The 14267-nt window shown below is 71.5% G+C and carries 20 protein-coding genes and 1 pseudogene; 9 read left to right on the forward strand and 12 right to left on the reverse strand.

Translation table 11 applies throughout. The annotated features are described in order from the left end of the window. Positions 1-37: 37 nt before the first annotated feature. Complete coding sequence (locus IE273_RS08845) at positions 38-640, reverse strand: RsiG family protein (RefSeq protein WP_189814561.1); 603 nt, start codon at positions 638-640, stop codon at positions 38-40. Between the two features lie 161 nt (positions 641-801). On the opposite strand from IE273_RS08845, the gene dtd reads away from it, so the two are divergent. Continuing rightward, a complete protein-coding gene (gene dtd, locus IE273_RS08850; protein WP_189814562.1) occupies positions 802-1227 on the forward strand; it encodes a D-aminoacyl-tRNA deacylase in 426 nt (141 codons plus the stop codon). Here the strand turns inward: dtd and IE273_RS08855 are convergent. Continuing rightward, entirely contained in the window at positions 1224-1424 is a 201-nt protein-coding gene (locus IE273_RS08855) for a DUF397 domain-containing protein (protein WP_189814563.1), read from the reverse strand. The two genes, dtd and IE273_RS08855, sit on opposite strands and share 4 nt — an antisense overlap. Next, entirely contained in the window at positions 1406-2248 is an 843-nt protein-coding gene (locus IE273_RS08860; RefSeq protein ID WP_189814650.1) for a helix-turn-helix domain-containing protein, read from the reverse strand. The genes IE273_RS08855 and IE273_RS08860 overlap by 19 nt, the downstream gene beginning before the upstream one ends. 168 nt (positions 2249-2416) lie before the next feature. Here IE273_RS08860 and IE273_RS08865 point away from each other — a divergent pair, with 168 nt between their 5' ends. Then, on the forward strand, positions 2417-2818 hold the full coding sequence (locus tag IE273_RS08865; RefSeq protein WP_189814564.1) for a hypothetical protein: 402 nt from the start codon (positions 2417-2419) through the stop codon (positions 2816-2818). Then, positions 2815-3126, forward strand: a complete 312-nt coding sequence (locus tag IE273_RS08870; RefSeq protein ID WP_189814565.1) for a hypothetical protein — start codon at positions 2815-2817, stop codon at positions 3124-3126. Before IE273_RS08865 ends, IE273_RS08870 begins: the two co-directional genes overlap by 4 nt. Positions 3127-3229: 103 nt before the next feature. Here IE273_RS08870 and IE273_RS08875 read toward each other — a convergent pair whose 3' ends face one another. The 4 genes from IE273_RS08875 to IE273_RS08885 form a co-directional block, all read right to left on the reverse strand. Continuing rightward, positions 3230-3517: a DUF1416 domain-containing protein gene (locus IE273_RS08875; protein ID WP_043441578.1), complete on the reverse strand. Its 288-nt coding sequence runs from the start codon at positions 3515-3517 to the stop codon at positions 3230-3232. Between the two features lie 45 nt (positions 3518-3562). Further along, positions 3563-4408, reverse strand: a complete 846-nt coding sequence (locus tag IE273_RS08880; RefSeq protein ID WP_189814566.1) for a sulfurtransferase — start codon at positions 4406-4408, stop codon at positions 3563-3565. A gap of 124 nt (positions 4409-4532) precedes the next feature. Continuing rightward, a complete protein-coding gene (locus IE273_RS45085) occupies positions 4533-4613 on the reverse strand; it encodes a putative leader peptide (RefSeq protein WP_350310325.1) in 81 nt (26 codons plus the stop codon). A gap of 224 nt (positions 4614-4837) precedes the next feature. After that, positions 4838-5575 (reverse strand): LmeA family phospholipid-binding protein, encoded by a 738-nt coding sequence (locus IE273_RS08885; protein ID WP_189814567.1) that lies wholly within the window; start codon positions 5573-5575, stop codon positions 4838-4840. 131 nt (positions 5576-5706) lie between these two features. On the opposite strand from IE273_RS08885, the gene IE273_RS08890 reads away from it, so the two are divergent. Then, positions 5707-5970 (forward strand): DUF3099 domain-containing protein, encoded by a 264-nt coding sequence (locus IE273_RS08890; protein WP_014673503.1) that lies wholly within the window; start codon positions 5707-5709, stop codon positions 5968-5970. Between the two features lie 39 nt (positions 5971-6009). Here IE273_RS08890 and IE273_RS08895 read toward each other — a convergent pair whose 3' ends face one another. Then, positions 6010-6372: a DsrE family protein gene (locus IE273_RS08895; RefSeq protein ID WP_189814568.1), complete on the reverse strand. Its 363-nt coding sequence runs from the start codon at positions 6370-6372 to the stop codon at positions 6010-6012. Between the two features lie 235 nt (positions 6373-6607). Here IE273_RS08895 and IE273_RS08900 point away from each other — a divergent pair, with 235 nt between their 5' ends. From IE273_RS08900 to ygfZ, 3 genes are read left to right on the forward strand one after another with little or no spacing between them, the layout of a single operon-like run. Then, positions 6608-7183 (forward strand): heme-binding beta-barrel domain-containing protein, encoded by a 576-nt coding sequence (locus IE273_RS08900; RefSeq protein WP_189814569.1) that lies wholly within the window; start codon positions 6608-6610, stop codon positions 7181-7183. 49 nt (positions 7184-7232) lie between these two features. Continuing rightward, positions 7233-7670, forward strand: a complete 438-nt coding sequence (locus IE273_RS08905; protein ID WP_014673509.1) for a Fur family transcriptional regulator — start codon at positions 7233-7235, stop codon at positions 7668-7670. Positions 7671-7680: 10 nt separating this feature from the next. Further along, positions 7681-8646: a CAF17-like 4Fe-4S cluster assembly/insertion protein YgfZ gene (gene ygfZ, locus IE273_RS08910; protein ID WP_189814570.1), complete on the forward strand. Its 966-nt coding sequence runs from the start codon at positions 7681-7683 to the stop codon at positions 8644-8646. A gap of 42 nt (positions 8647-8688) precedes the next feature. Here the strand turns inward: ygfZ and IE273_RS08915 are convergent. From IE273_RS08915 to IE273_RS08930, 4 genes and pseudogenes are all read right to left on the reverse strand, one after another. Next, positions 8689-9612 (reverse strand): annotated as a pseudogene (locus tag IE273_RS08915) (serine hydrolase domain-containing protein); the annotation flags it as partial. Between the two features lie 39 nt (positions 9613-9651). Next, the gene (locus tag IE273_RS08920) at positions 9652-10941 is read right to left on the reverse strand and encodes a hypothetical protein (RefSeq protein WP_189814571.1); all 1290 of its coding nucleotides are present in this window, start codon (positions 10939-10941) and stop codon (positions 9652-9654) included. Positions 10942-10944: 3 nt separating this feature from the next. Then, positions 10945-11199 (reverse strand): MoaD/ThiS family protein, encoded by a 255-nt coding sequence (locus IE273_RS08925; protein WP_189814572.1) that lies wholly within the window; start codon positions 11197-11199, stop codon positions 10945-10947. Positions 11200-11265: 66 nt separating this feature from the next. Next, on the reverse strand, positions 11266-12114 hold the full coding sequence (locus IE273_RS08930; protein WP_189814573.1) for an alpha/beta hydrolase: 849 nt from the start codon (positions 12112-12114) through the stop codon (positions 11266-11268). 179 nt (positions 12115-12293) lie between these two features. Between IE273_RS08930 and IE273_RS08935 the strand changes: the two genes are divergently transcribed. Together IE273_RS08935 and IE273_RS08940 are read left to right on the forward strand one after the other, a co-directional pair. Next, on the forward strand, positions 12294-13073 hold the full coding sequence (locus IE273_RS08935; protein ID WP_189814574.1) for a winged helix-turn-helix transcriptional regulator: 780 nt from the start codon (positions 12294-12296) through the stop codon (positions 13071-13073). Positions 13074-13181: 108 nt separating this feature from the next. Continuing rightward, on the forward strand, positions 13182-14204 hold the full coding sequence (locus tag IE273_RS08940; RefSeq protein WP_189814575.1) for a LacI family DNA-binding transcriptional regulator: 1023 nt from the start codon (positions 13182-13184) through the stop codon (positions 14202-14204). Positions 14205-14267 lie beyond the last annotated feature (63 nt).

The raw sequence follows: 14267 nt of genomic DNA on the forward strand, positions 1-14267 counted from the left end.
ACGGGGCGCCGACCTCGCACGAGGCGGCGCCCTTTCGTCACATCAGCAGATCGTCCACCTGGGCCTCGCCCACCCGGTACCGGCGGGCGATCTCCCCGCTGCAATCGTCGGCCGTACGCTGCAACCGCTGGCGGCGCCGCGAGACCTCCTGCTCGTAGCGGACCAACCGCCCCATGCCGGCACTCAGTTCCAGGTCCGTACGCGCCGTCAGATCCGACAGCTCGACCTCGGCGAGCATCTCGGCGGCCAGTTGTCCGTACTCCTCGTTGTGCGGGGTGCCGAGCGTGACGTGGCGGGCCGAGGAGCGCTGCCGGGCGGGGGCGTCCTTCAGGATCTCCGGGAGCCGGTCGACCACGGAGCCGTCCGCCAGCGCCGGCACGGACGCCCGGCCGCGCCGTCCCAGCTCCGCGCGCAGGATGTCGATCCGCCCCTGGAGCAGCCGCCGCACATAGCTGAGGTCCGCCTCGTCGCGCTGGGCGTCACGGCGCAGGGTGCGCAGCTCGGGCAGGCTCAGCCGTGCCAGGTCGGGCTCGGGAGGCTCGGCGGGCAGCGCCGGGCCCGTGCTGCCGTCGGCGCGCTGGGCGGGCGGCCGGTACGTCCCCTGCGTGCCCAGCCGCCCACTGGTACTCGGTGTGCTCATCTTGCGTGTGACCGTCCCCTCGACCCGCGTGTGGGAAGCATCGTGCCACCCCAACCAGCCGCAATGTGACCGAGTGCCCCCGAACATCCCCAGATGGGCGGCAAGAGATCCATAGTGGACCCCGTGCGGGCTAGTGCGGGACACCGGGCATGATGGTCCGCATGCGTGCGGTGGTGCAGAGGGTGGACGGCGCGAGCGTCGTCGTGGACGGCGAGACGGTGGGCGCGATCGAGGGCGAGGGGCTGTGCGTCCTCGTCGGGGTGACCCATGAGGACACCAAGGAGAAGGCGGCGCAGCTCGCCCGCAAGCTGTGGACGATCCGGATGCTGCACGACGAGAAGTCGTGCAGCGACATCGCCGCCCCGCTCCTGGTGATCAGCCAGTTCACCCTCTATGGCGACGCCCGCAAGGGCCGCCGCCCCACCTGGAACGCGGCGGCCCCCGGCGACGTCGCAGAGCCCCTGGTCGACGAGGTGGTGGCCCAGCTGCGCGCCCTGGGCGCGACGGTGGCGACGGGCCGCTTCGGCGCCCAGATGAGGGTGTCACTGACGAACGACGGACCGTTCACGGTACAGCTGGAGATCTAGCAGGCGGACCCCTTGACCCCGTCCACGAACCCCGCCCAGGCCGCCGGCCCGAAGACGAGGGTTCCCCGGGCGGGGGCCTTGCTGTCCCGGACGGGGACGAGGGGGAGGTTGTCGGCGACCTCTATGCACTCGCCGCCGTCCGAGTTGCTGTAGCTGCTCTTGCGCCACACCACGTTGGTCAGGTCGATGCCTCGCACGTCACTTCCTCCAACATCCGCAGGATGAACTTCCGCGACTCGATCGGGGGCAGGGCCGCGTCGCGCACCGCATCATAAGTGCGCTGGAAACGCTCAACCCGGCTTGGTTCCTCGATCAGTTCACCGCGTACGTCGTTTTCGGCGTACGCCACGGTACGACTGTTCAGCAGCCGAAGGAACATCATGGCGGTGCTCGCCAGCCCGTGGAATCCGCTACTGAACGGCAGCACTTGGAGCGTGACGTTCGGGCGCTCCGACATCTCCACCAGGTGCTCCAGTTGCTCCCGCCACTCGCCCCGGTTGGGCAACGGCGTCCGTAGGACCGCCTCGGAGAGGATGCTGCGGAACGTAGGCGCCTCCCCTCCCTCCAGCAGCTCTCGCCGACCGATGCGCGCCTCGACCTGCTGCTCCAGTTCCTTGCCCTTGAGCCCGCCCGCCGCGAGCGCTTCGCGGGCGTACGCGTCGGTCTGGAGAAGCCCTGGCGGCCTGCTCACGCCGTAGTGCCACAGGCTCACCGCCTCGGCCTCCAGCAGCATGTACCGCCGGTACTGCTCCTTGAACTGCGTCGGGTCGGCGACCGCCAGCTCCCACAGCGTGACCAGCAATCCCGGCGTTCCGTAGAACTGGTCCAGCGCCTGGACGGCCTCGGGGCCGCCCAGCGTCTGGCCGCTCTCCATCTTGCTGAACTGGGACGCGTCCCAGCCGACCTCCTTCGCCAAGTCCCGCAGGCTCAGGCCCCGTTCGCTCCTCAGGCGCCGTAACTCCTCACTGAACCGTGCCCTCGGCTCCTGACTCCGTCCCGTGACCACCAACCGCTGTGGCATCGCGCTCCTGTTGCATTTGTTGAATTTGGCGGGCCCGGCGTTGAATTTGGCCCGCTCAGTGGCCCGGACGCCGTTTGCGTGCGCCATGCTCGTGGACATCACTTGAACACGCAGCGTAGCTGCTATCTCGCGCTGCGCACACGCGTTCTCGGAAAGGAGCTGGCCGCGATGACACCGACGTCGGAGTCCCACGAGCCCGGACGTCTTCTCTACGACCCCGCCACCGACAAGGTCGGCGAGTACCGGGACAGAGCCGGCCCCTACGTGATGCTGCGCCCCCTCGGCGGTGGGGTGGAGTGGCAGGCCGATCCGGAGACGGTGCGTCCGGCCACGGACCGGGAGCGGATCGGGGCGGGCGTGCGGGCGGTCAATCAGCGCGCCCGGGGCATTCCGTCGCTGCCGCCGCCCCTGGACGAGGCGAGCCGGCCACCGCGTCCCGTGCCGGGCTGTGCCGCCTGTCTGGAGCTGGCGGAGCGGCGGGAGGCGGCGCGGGTGGCGTACGACCGCAGCGCCGAGACCGACGCGAACGTGCTGCTGCGCCAGCACCAGCGGACGGGTCACCGCGCATGACGGCCGAGCGGGGCGGTCTGCCGTACGAGGAGTGCGAGCGGTGGCAGCGGGAGAACCCGGCCCCGCGGGACCGGACCATGACCCCGCCGGCCTACGCGCTGCCGCCGTTCCATCCCGCGTTCCATCCCGGGGTGCGTGATGCGCCGGACGCCACCGGCCCGGCTCCCGGCCCGGGTTCCCCGCCCCGCCCCCGGCGCCGTCCCAGGCGCCGCGTGCCCGACGGTGCGGCCGTCAGCGGCTTCCTCGCCGCGCTCTGCGTCGGCGCGCTGCTCGCGGCGATCGGGCTCGTGGCGGTCCGGCGCTGCTGACGCGGCCCCGTGCACAGCCGAAGGGCCGCACCCCCCACTGGCGTCCAACCCAGGGGATGCGGCCCTCAGCCGTCACTGAGCCCGCGCACGGGCGAAAGGTCGCTCAGACCGCGATGGCGACCTCGGCCAGTCCGCCCTTCTGGGCGACGACCGTGCGGTCGGCGGTCGCACCCGGCACCAGCGCCCGCAGCGTCCACGTGCCCTCGGCCGCGTAGAAGCGGAACTGGCCGGTCGCGGAGGTGGGCACCTCCGCGGTGAACTCGCCGGTCGAGTCGAGCAGTCGGACGTATCCGACCACCGGCTCGCCGTCGCGGGTCACCTGGCCCTGGATCGTGGTCTCACCGGGCTTGATCGTCGAGGCGTCCGGGCCGCCGGCCTTCGCTCCACACATGTATCTCTCCAGAGGGGTCTCGGTCTGACCGGAAGGCCGGTCGGGTTACTTGTTGGCGCCGAGCTCGATCGGCACGCCGACGAGGGAGCCGTACTCGGTCCAGGAGCCGTCGTAGTTCTTGACGTTCTCCACGCCGAGCAGCTCGTGCAGCACGAACCAGGTCAGGGCCGAGCGCTCACCGATGCGGCAGTAGGCGATCGTGTCCTTGGCGAGGTCCACGTCCTCGGCGGCGTAGAGCTCCTTGAGCTCCTCGTCCGACTTGAAGGTGCCGTCGTCGTTGGCGTTCTTCGACCACGGGATGTTCCTCGCGGTCGGCACGTGGCCCGGACGCTGCGACTGCTCCTGCGGCAGGTGCGCCGGGGCGAGCAGCTTGCCGGAGAACTCGTCGGGCGAGCGGACGTCGACGAGGTTCTGCGCGCCGATCGCCTTCACGACGTCGTCGCGGAAGGCGCGGATCGAGGTGTCCTGCGCCTTGGCCGTGTAGTCGGTCTTCGGGCGCTCGGGGACCTCGTCGCCGGCGACCAGCTCGCGGGCGTCCAGCTCCCACTTCTTGCGGCCTCCGTCGAGGAGCTTGACGTTCTCGTGGCCGTACAGCTTGAAGTACCAGTAGGCGTACGACGCGAACCAGTTGTTGTTGCCGCCGTAGAGGACGACCGTGTGGTCGTTGGCGATGCCCTTCTCCGACAGGAGCTTCTCGAAGCCCTCCTGGTCGATGAAGTCACGGCGGACCGGGTCCTGGAGGTCCTTGGTCCAGTCGATGCGGACCGCGTTCTTGATGTGGTTCTTGTCGTAGGCGGACGTGTCCTCGTCCACCTCGACGATCGCGATGGTCGGGTCGTCCAGGTGCTCCTGGAGCCAGTCGGCGTCGACCAGGACGTCGCTGCGGCTCATGCTCTTTCTCCTCCGGGGCAGTCGCGGCGGGGCGTGCGAGTAGAGAGGGGGCGCGCTCGGTGCGGAGCGGCGCACGGATGCCCTGGCAGCAGGGCGGTTGAGACGCGGGAGCCGGGGCTTCCGCTCAGAAGGTGCGACAGAGCATGGCGGCAACGCGGCACAGGTCCACTGCCCGCCGCTTCGTGAGATCCGCCTGTCGCTTCATGGCCTCGATCGTAGGGACGTCCGGGCGGGCGTGTCACCGGTGTGTCACATGGCGAGATGGGATCGTCCGAATGGCGGGACATGCAACGCGCCCGGGAGCCGCCGGACGGCTCCCGGGCGTGCGTGCCGGTCATCGCATCTGCGCTACGGACGTGACCGTCTCGCCAGTCGGACAGGTCCCGTGATCAGGCCCGTCGGCGTCCGTTCCCGTCGGCGTCCGTGCCCCTACCCCGCCAGCCTGACGTCCGAACCCTTCACGCTGATCTGCACGCCCTTCGGTGCGGCCTCCACCTTGTCCAGCTTGATGCCGCCGGGAAGCTGGTCGATGACCTGCTGGAAGTCGGTGATCTCGCGGATGCGGTCCTCGGCGATCGCGGCGGCGCCCAGCTGCGGCAGGGAGTCCGCGTGCACCTCGACCTTGTTGTTCACCACGGCCACCGAGCTGAGCACGGACACCGTCTGCTTGATCCCGAGGGACGAGACGGTCCCCTCCACCGCGACCTTGATCTTCCCGTTGCCGCCGTCGGAGAGGCCGACGACCCGGGCCATGACGCCGGGGGCCACCTCGGTCGGCTCGGACTTGGCCGTCTTCAGCAGCTCGGCGTAGGAGATCGACGCCGTGCCGGTCGCGGTGGACGCGGTGGCCGAGCTGTAGTCGCCGGAGAACTCCACGCCCTGCATGTCGGCCTTCAGGTCGTCGATCCGGATGGTCTGGCCGGGCTTGCCGGTGGCCGCCTCGTACTCCTTGATGCCGACCTCGACGTCGTCGAGCGAGCCGCCCGCGACCTGCGTGAGGAACGGGAAGCCCTTGATGTCCACGCTCGGGGTCGAGGGCAGGTTCTCGGTCGCCTTCAGCTTGTCCGCGGCCTCGCCCTCGGCGAAGTGCACCGCGACCCGGTCCACGATCACGAAGAGTCCGCCCAGGATCACGACGATGATCAGGAGTATTCGCAGGGCGCGCATGTGGTGGTTCCCCCGGGTCGGCGACGGTGTTCGTAAGTCCGGTACGGATACGCCACGGTAACCCCGCCGGGCCCGGTCGCCGGGATTTGTGGATCAGTTGTGACAGGCCGCGCCGGACCTACAGTGGACGTATGTACGCCCGGCGTCGGCACATCTACTTCGCCATGATGGGGACCTGCATCGGCCTCTTCGTCCTGGCCTGGGGGGTCATTCGCATCTGGTCGGTGCCGGCGGCCGTCGGCATGTGCGTGGTGGCCATGGTCATCCCGCCGGTCGCCGCGATGATCGCCAACCGCCGGGGCCCGGAGGACCGCTGGTGGGACGACCCCTCCGGCGACCCGCAGTCCGACGAGTGGTGGGACGAGCTGGACGGCAAGAAACGCCCGCGCCCCTAGAGACGTCGGCGAGGTCCCGGCCGGCCGCCGGTGGCGGACTCAGTAGACGAGCGCCTGCGTCTCGTCCCCCAGCGCCTCCTGCACGAAGACCTGCGCGCCGGCGATCCGCACGCCCTCGACGACGTCCTTCTCCGTGATCTCCCGGCGGGCGGCGCACTGCGTGCACAGCGTGACGCGTCCGGCGGCGAGGACCGACTCCAGCAGATCGGGCAGCGGCGCGGCGTGCGGCAGCTCGAACTCGGCGGCCCGGCCCGGCAGCGCGAACCAGGACGACTCCCCGGTCAGCCACAGCGAGACCTCGACCCCGCTGGCCACGGCGACCGCGGCCACCGTGAACGCCTGCGAGCACCGCTCGGGAGCGTCCGCCCCGGCCGTCACCTTGATCACGAGCTTCTTCGCCATGCGGGAAGCGTAGCCCTCGGCGGCGCCGCCCCTCACAAGGAGCGCCCCGGCCCGGCCGCGTAAGCTGGGCTGCGGCTCTGTCGTCCGCCCACCCACGCTCAAGGAGCACCCGTGGAAGCATTCTTCGAAATCCTGCTGGTCCTGGTCTGCGTCGGCGTGCTCGCCTTCGCCGGTCTGACCGTGAAGAAGCTGTACCAGGGCCAGCGCTGATCCACACCCACGAAAGCCTCCGCTCATGATCGAGATCCCGTCCGACCTGCACAAGGACCTCGTCCCGCTCGCCTTCCTGCTCGGCAACTGGGCCGGCGCGGGCGTGCACGACTTCCCCGGCTCTGAGAAGTGCAACTTCGGGCAGGAGGTCAGCTTCACCCACGACGGCCGGGACTTCCTGGAGTACCGCTCCCGCACCTGGGTGCTCGACCAGGACGGCAACAAGGTCCGCCCCCTGGAGACCGAGTCCGGCTTCTGGCGGATCCGCCCCGACCGCACGGTCGAGGTCACGATGACCCGCGACGACGGGGTGATCGAGATCTGGTACGGCCAGATGGCCGACAAGAAGCCGCAGATCGACCTGGTGACGGACGCCGTCGCCCGCACCGCTGACGCGCGGCCGTACAGCGGCGGCAAGCGGCTCTACGGCTACGTCAAGAGCGACCTGATGTGGGTCGGCGAGAAGCAGACCCCCGAGGTCCCGCTGCGCCCCTACATGTCGGCCCAGCTCAAGAAGGTCGTCACCCCCGAGGACGTCGAACGCTGGGCGAAGGCCCTCCCCGACGACCTCCCGGACGACGGCATCGCCTTCTTCAAGTAGACCGCCTTCGTCCAGTGGGCCCGCGCCCGGTGGCTCTAGACTCGTCGGTGTGGTGAGCACCGACTGGAAGAGCGACCTCAGGCAGCGCGGCTACCGGCTGACGCCGCAGCGGCAGCTTGTCCTGGAAGCCGTGGACACCCTTGAACACGCGACCCCCGACGACATCCTCGCGGAAGTGAGGAAGACGGCGTCGGGGGTCAACATTTCCACCGTCTACCGCACGCTGGAGCTGCTGGAGGAACTGGGCCTGGTCAGCCACGCCCACCTCGGGCACGGTGCCCCGACCTACCACCTCGCCGACCGCCACCACCATCTGCACCTGGTGTGCCGGGACTGCGACAACGTCATCGAGGCGGACGTGGACGTGGCCGCGGAGTTCACGGACAAGCTGCGCCGGCAGTTCGGTTTCGACACCGACATGAAGCACTTCGCGATCTTCGGCCGGTGCCAGGACTGTTCCCTGAAGGGTTCAAGTACCACGTCGTAGGCTTGGCGGTATGAAGAGCCCCCTGCTGTCCCTGCCCGGCGCCGTCCCCGCCGAGGGTGTGGACGAAGGTGTCGCCGCCCACTACGGCGACCTGTTCCGCGAACAGCGCGCCCTCGCCGACGGCACCGGTTTCGTCGATCTCTCGCACCGCGGTGTCGTCACCGTCAGCGGCGAGGACCGGCTGAGCTGGCTGCACCTGCTGCTCACCCAGCACGTCAGCGAACTGCCCGTGGGAGAGGCCACCGAGGCCCTGATCCTCTCCGCGCACGGGCACATCGAGCACGCCCTGTACCTGGTGGACGACGGCACGACCGTCTGGGCCCATGTGGAGCCCGGCACCCAGGACGCGCTGATCGCGTACCTGGAGTCGATGAAGTTCTTCTACCGGGTGGAGGTCGCCGACCGTACCGCCGACATCGCCGTGGTGCACCTGCCCGCCGGTTCGATCGCCGACGTCCCGGACGGGGCCGTCGTGCGCGAGACGCCGTACGGCCGTGACGTCTTCCTGCCCCGGGCCGGTCTGGAGGAGTTCGCCGCCTCCCACGGCCCCGCCGCCGGGCTCCTCGCCTACGAGGCGCTGCGCGTCGAGCAGCACCGGCCCCGGCTCGGCTTCGAGACCGACCACCGCACCATCCCGCACGAACTGGGCTGGATCGGCACGGCCGTGCACCTCCAGAAGGGCTGCTACCGGGGTCAGGAGACCGTCGCCCGGGTGCAGAACCTGGGCAAGCCGCCGCGTCGGCTGGTCTTCCTGCACCTGGACGGCAGCGACGTCCATCTCCCGGTCCCCGGCACGGAGATCCGCGTCGCGGACGAGGGCCCGGAGGGCCGCAGGGTCGGTGTCGTGACGACGTCGGTACGCCACCACGAGCTGGGGCCGGTCGCGCTGGCGGTGGTGAAGCGGAACGTCCCGGTCGACGCGCGCCTCCTGGCCGGGGAGACGGCGGCGGCCCAGGAGGTCGTGGTCGAGCCGTAGCCCCCGCCCCGGCAGGAGCACCCCGCTGAACAGGGCCTCCTGGAACCGGAAGAGGTCGTCCGCGGTGGAGACCAGTTCGCCCTCGCCCCAGGCGGCGGACCGGTCGTAGACCGTCACATCGCGCAGGCCGCCGTCCGTCATGCGCAGGAAGCCGTGGACGGACGGGCCGTGCGGGCGGGCGTCGTCGCCCGGTATCCGCGTGCCGGTCAGTCCCAGGGGCCGCAGGATCCGGGAGGCGATCACCTCGCCGTAGGGGCGCCCCGTCAGCTCCTCGATCAGGAGGGCGAGGAACACGTAGGTGACGCCCCGGTACTCCTGCGCGCGGCCGGGGGGGAACTTGAGGCGGTCCCGCGTCACCGTGGCGACCAGGGCCCGCGGTGTCCAGTGGTCGAAGCGGTGCCGCAGGACCGCCTCCGGTGTGCCGAGGTCCGGCAGGCCCAGGTGGTCGGGCAGCCCGCTGGTGTGCTGGAGCAGATGCGCCACCGTGACGCGGTGGAAGCGGGAGGGCAGGGCGAGGCCGGGGAGGCAGTGCGTGATCGGGGCGTCGAGATCCACCCGGCCTTCCGCCCAGAGTCGCAGCACGGCCGTGGTCACGAAGACCTTCGTCACGCTGCCCGCGCGGAAGCGGTCGTCCGCCCGGACGGACCGGCCGGTCGCCGGGTCGGCCGTGCCCGCCGTGCCGTACCGACGGCTGCCCCGCCGCTCCACCAGCAGCTGGGAGGCGGTCGCCTCCGGATGCGAGAGATCGCCGATCGCGGCGCGTAAGGCGGCGGGGTCGAGCGGGGCAGGGCCGGAAGTGGTGCGGTCCGGGGCGGTGGGGCCGTCCGCGAGCGGCGCGGCCGTCGCCGGGGCGGCGAGGCCCGCGGTGGCGAGCGTCAGGGCGGCGGTCGCGCCCCTGCCCGTGAAGGCGCGTCGGGAGAGAGACGTCATGTGACCGATCCTTCTCCCGCCCGCGCGCCGGGACATCGGGGATGCCCCCGAAGCAACCCCGGCCCGCCCCCGGCCTCAGCCCAGGGCGCGCCCCAGGACCCACACCACCGGTGCCGCCGCCGACAGGGGCAGGGCCACGCCGGCCGTGAAGTGGACGAAGCGGGACGGGTAGTCGTAGCTGGCCACCCGGTGGCCGACCAGGGCGCACACCCCGGCGGCGGCACCCAGCAGCGCCCCCTTCGTACCGAAGCCGGTCATGCCGCCCACGGCGATCCCCGCGCCCGCCGCCGCCAACAGGGCGACCACGACCGACACCGGGGTCGGCAGGGGCAGGGCACGGGCCAGGACCGCCACCGCGACCGCCGCGGCGCCGACCGAGACCGCGTGCGGGTCGACGGCCAGGTACCCGGTGGCCAGGACCGCGAGCGCCGCCGAGGCGACCGTCGCCATCAGGCCGTACATCCGCTCGTCCGGCGAGGCGTGCGAGCGCAGCTGGAGGACGAGGGAGAGCAGCACCCAGAGGCCGAGCGGGCCGAGGATGGCCACCAGGGCGTGGTCGCGGCCCGCCGCGAGGACCGCCACGTCGGACGTCAGCGCGCCCGCGAAGGCCAGCGCGATGCCCTGCCGGGCGGGCCACATGCCGTTCAGCCGGAACCAGCCCGCGGCCGTCACCGCCTGGAGCACCACCAGCGGCACGGCCAGGGCGTACGAGGCGACGGGCGCCGCCGCGGCGAGGAGCAGGCCCAGCACGGCGGTGAGCAGCGCCGGCTGCATGCCGGGCTCGATGATCGGGGAACGGCCCTCCAGGCGGGCCCGCTGGGCGTCGGTGATCCGCGCGTTGCCGGCGAGGGTGGCGGGTCCGTAGGCGGGCCCGGCCTCCGCGTCGGCCGGGGACGCGGAGGCAGCCGCCGCGGGCTCCGGTGCGGGCGCGGGTGCCGGTTCGGGGTTCGGCGCGGGCGCGTACGTCCCCGCCCCCGCGTGCGACCCGCCGTACGTCCCCGCATACGGCTCGGCGTACGTCCCCGCATACGGCTCCGCGTACTGCTGCTGGGGCTGCTGCTGAGGCTGGGGCTGCTGGTACTGCGGCTCCTGGTAAGCGGGCTGCTGGTACCCCGGCTGCGGATACCCCGCCTGCTGGTACCCGCCCTGCTGCTGCTCCTGCCGCGGCAGGTACGCCGTCTCCGCCGCCTGCACCGGCGCGTGCGTCTGCGTCTCCCAGGTCTGGCCCTGCCACTGCTGGGTGAGTTCCGGGTCGTGGCCGGGCTGCCCGTGGTGCGGCTCCTGTGCGGGCCACTGCTGCTGGTAGGGGTCGTAGCCCTCGTAGGGGCCGCCCTGATACGGCTCCTGGTACGGCTGGTTGGTCATCGCTCACCCTCCTGCGAACGGCGGGAGCACCTCGACCGTGCCGCCCTCGGCCAGCCGTACCGTCTCATGCGCGCGGGTCCCGACGGGGTCACCGTCGACGAGGAAGGAGCATCGCTCCAGTACGCGGGTGAGTTCGCCGGGGTGTCGCGTACGCACGGCGGCCAGCGCGTCGGCCAGCGTGTCCGCCTCGTACGGCTCCTCGGCGACCTGGGCCGCGGCCTTGGCGGCGGCCCAGTAGCGCACCGTGACCTTGGGCATCTGAATCCTCAATCGACGGCAGGGACAGGAACAAACAAGAGAACGATAAGAACAGTGTGGGTCAGGCTAGCCCGCCGCCGTCACCGACCAGTCCCCGATCCGGGCCATCAGGGCGTCGTCCGCGGCGTGCTCCGCGTGGCCCATGCCCGGTTCGACCCAGAGGTCGGCGTGCTCGCCGGCCGCCTCGGCGAGCATCCGGGGGTGGTCGAGCGGGAAGTAGCCGTCGCGGTCGCCGTGGACGATGAGGAGCGGCGTCGGGGCGATCTCCGGGACCGCCCGCACCGGGGAGAGCGGGACCGGGTCCCAGTCCCGGTGGTGGATGCGCGTGCGCAGGCCGTAGCGGCCCACCAGGCGGCCCTCGGGGCGGGTGACCAGCCAGTGCAGGCGGCGCATGGGGGCCGTGCCCCGGTAGTACCAGCGGGCCGGTGCGCTGACGGAGACGACGGCGTCCGTGCCGCCGTGCAGCGCCGCGTGCCGCAGGACCACCGAGCCGCCCATGGAGAAGCCGACGGTCACCACGCGCGCGTGCCCGAGACCGCGGGCCCACTGAACGGCGGCGGCGAGGTCCAGCACCTCCTTGTCGCCGACCGTGGACCGTCCGCCGGAGCGGCCGTGGCCGCGGAACGAGAAGGTGACGACGGCGCCGTAGCCGCGCAGGACGCCCGCCACCCGGCGCACGTGCGGGCGGTCCACGTCGCCGGTGAAGCCGTGCGCGATGACGAACACCAGGTCACGGGAGGCCGTCCGGGAGGCGTCCGGAAGGGTGTCGTATACGACGGGGGGCGGATCGTATACGGAATCGATCGGAATTCCGTCGGCCGTGCGCAGAAACGTCCGGATAGGGCCCAGTCTGCCTGTCTCGCAATTCGGACGAACGGTGGAACGTGTCCCATGACATGCCGGACGGTTGCTCATGTGGGCTATTCTGCTGGCAGAGGACTCGGGCAGCGTAGCCCCCGGGTCCTTTTGTGCTTTCGGAAGCGTTGTATACGCAGCGGGAAACCTCGGGTGACCGCCGGTGTACGGGGCCTTCGGGATCGCAGAGCAGTACCCGTCCGCACTGTCCTCGCAGGGACCGAGGAGGAACCAGACGTATGAGTTCTCTGCTGCTCCTGACCAACGCCCTCCAGCCGTCGACGGAGGTGCTTCCGGCCCTCGGCCTGCTCCTGCACAACGTGCGGGTCGCCCCGGCGGAGGGGCCCGCCCTCGTCGACACCCCGGGCGCCGACGTCATCCTCGTCGACGGCCGGCGCGATCTGCCCCAGGTGCGCAGCCTCTGCCAGCTGCTGCGGTCCACCGGCCCCGGCTGTCCGCTGCTCCTCGTCGTCACCGAGGGCGGCCTCGCCGCCGTCACCGCCGACTGGGGCATCGACGACGTCCTGCTGGACACCGCCGGTCCGGCGGAGGTCGAGGCACGGCTGCGGCTCGCCATGGGGCGCCAGCAGATCGTCAACGACGACTCGCCGATGGAGATCCGCAACGGCGATCTCTCGGTGGACGAGGCGACCTACAGCGCCAAGCTCAAGGGGCGGGTCCTGGACCTGACCTTCAAGGAGTTCGAGCTGCTCAAATACCTCGCCCAGCACCCGGGCCGCGTCTTCACCCGCGCCCAGCTCCTCCAGGAGGTGTGGGGCTACGACTACTTCGGCGGCACCCGCACGGTCGACGTGCACGTACGGCGGCTGCGCGCCAAGCTCGGCCCGGAGCACGAATCGCTGATCGGAACCGTCCGGAACGTCGGTTATCGATTCGTTACGCCGGAGAAGCCCGACCGCTCCGCCGAGGAGGCCAAGGCCAAGGCGGGCCGGGCAAAGCCGGAGGATGCGGACGCGACCGCCGTCCTGGACGGCACCGAAGTCCACGCCGAGGCCTGACCGGCCCGCGGCGGACGCATGAGCGGCACCCGGGCGGGGCATCGCCCTCGCACGGCCGCCCTGCGAAACGCCCTGCCCACGGCGGGTCAATCCGCGTAGACTCCGCGCGTGGCCAAGGTGACTCGGGATGACGTGGCACGGCTGGCTGGAACCTCCACAGCCGTCGTCAGTTATGTCATCAACAACGGACCCCGGCCGGTCGCCCCGGCAACGCGCGAGCGTGTCCTCGCCGCGATCAAGGAACTGGGGTACCGCCCCGACCGGGTCGCCCAGGCGATGGCCTCCCGGCGCACCGACCTCATAGGCCTCATCATCCCCGACGCCCGCCAGCCCTTCTTCGGCGAGATGGCGCACGCGGTCGAGCAGGCCGCCTCGGAGCGCGGGAAGATGGTCCTCGTCGGCAACACCGACTACATCAGCGAGCGCGAGGTGCACTACCTGCGCGCCTTCCTCGGCATGCGCGTCTCGGGCCTGATCCTCGTCTCGCACGCCCTGAACGACCTGGCCGCCGCCGAGATCGACGCCTGGGACGCCCGGGTGGTGCTGCTGCACGAGCGTCCGGAGGCCATCGACGACGTCGCCGTGGTGACGGACGACCTGGGCGGCGCCCAGCTCGCCGTGCGCCACCTGCTGGAGCACGGCTACGACTACGTCGCCTGTATGGGCGGCACGGCGCAGACACCGGCCGTCGGCGACCCGGTCTCCGACCACGTCGAGGGCTGGAAGCGGGCCATGGCCGAGGCGGGCCTGTCCACCGAGGGCCGGCTGTTCGAGGCGCCGTACAACCGCTACGACGCCTACCGGGTGGCCCTGGACGTCCTGTCCGGCCCCCACCGGCCGCCCGCCATCTTCTGCTCCACCGACGACCAGGCCATCGGCCTGCTGCGGGCCGCGCGCGAGCTGCGCATCGACGTGCCCGGGGAGCTGGCGGTGGCCGGCTTCGACGACATCAAGGAGGCCGCGCTCGCCGACCCGCCGCTGACCACGGTCGCCTCCGACCGCTCGGCGATGGCGCGGGCGGCGGTCGACCTGGTGCTGGACGACGGGCTGCGGATCGCCGGGTCCCGGCGCGAGCGGCTGAAGACGTTCCCCTCACGACTGGTGCTGCGCACGAGCTGCGGCTGTAGCTGACCCCGGGGGCTCCTCGGAAGAGGGTCCCGTGCCCGTCTTTATGTCCGGCAAACGAGCTTCTGC

This window comes from Streptomyces olivaceoviridis, assembly GCF_014650115.1.
GTDB classification, from domain to species: Bacteria; Actinomycetota; Actinomycetes; order Streptomycetales; family Streptomycetaceae; genus Streptomyces; species Streptomyces olivaceoviridis.

Bases quoted from the DNA above. Each gene is read 5' to 3' on its own strand.
- IE273_RS08920 (WP_189814571.1), bottom strand. From the start codon at position 10,941: ATGACCAACCAGCCGTACCAGGAGCCGTATCAGGGCGGCCCCTACGAG.
- IE273_RS45085 (WP_350310325.1), bottom strand. From the start codon at position 4,613: ATGAAGCGACAGGCGGATCTCACGAAGCGGCGGGCAGTGGACCTGTGC.
- IE273_RS08860 (WP_189814650.1), bottom strand. From the start codon at position 2,248: ATGCCACAGCGGTTGGTGGTCACGGGACGGAGTCAGGAGCCGAGGGCA.
- IE273_RS08925 (WP_189814572.1), bottom strand. From the start codon at position 11,199: ATGCCCAAGGTCACGGTGCGCTACTGGGCCGCCGCCAAGGCCGCGGCC.
- IE273_RS08880 (WP_189814566.1), bottom strand. From the start codon at position 4,408: ATGAGCCGCAGCGACGTCCTGGTCGACGCCGACTGGCTCCAGGAGCAC.
- IE273_RS08870 (WP_189814565.1), top strand. From the start codon at position 2,815: ATGACGGCCGAGCGGGGCGGTCTGCCGTACGAGGAGTGCGAGCGGTGG.
- IE273_RS08900 (WP_189814569.1), top strand. From the start codon at position 6,608: ATGATCGAGATCCCGTCCGACCTGCACAAGGACCTCGTCCCGCTCGCC.
- ygfZ (WP_189814570.1), top strand. From the start codon at position 7,681: ATGAAGAGCCCCCTGCTGTCCCTGCCCGGCGCCGTCCCCGCCGAGGGT.
- IE273_RS08935 (WP_189814574.1), top strand. From the start codon at position 12,294: ATGAGTTCTCTGCTGCTCCTGACCAACGCCCTCCAGCCGTCGACGGAG.
- IE273_RS08865 (WP_189814564.1), top strand. From the start codon at position 2,417: ATGACACCGACGTCGGAGTCCCACGAGCCCGGACGTCTTCTCTACGAC.
- IE273_RS08930 (WP_189814573.1), bottom strand. From the start codon at position 12,114: ATGAGCAACCGTCCGGCATGTCATGGGACACGTTCCACCGTTCGTCCG.
- IE273_RS08895 (WP_189814568.1), bottom strand. From the start codon at position 6,372: ATGGCGAAGAAGCTCGTGATCAAGGTGACGGCCGGGGCGGACGCTCCC.
- IE273_RS08845 (WP_189814561.1), bottom strand. From the start codon at position 640: ATGAGCACACCGAGTACCAGTGGGCGGCTGGGCACGCAGGGGACGTAC.
- dtd (WP_189814562.1), top strand. From the start codon at position 802: ATGCGTGCGGTGGTGCAGAGGGTGGACGGCGCGAGCGTCGTCGTGGAC.
- IE273_RS08890 (WP_014673503.1), top strand. From the start codon at position 5,707: ATGTACGCCCGGCGTCGGCACATCTACTTCGCCATGATGGGGACCTGC.
- IE273_RS08875 (WP_043441578.1), bottom strand. From the start codon at position 3,517: ATGTGTGGAGCGAAGGCCGGCGGCCCGGACGCCTCGACGATCAAGCCC.
- IE273_RS08885 (WP_189814567.1), bottom strand. From the start codon at position 5,575: ATGCGCGCCCTGCGAATACTCCTGATCATCGTCGTGATCCTGGGCGGA.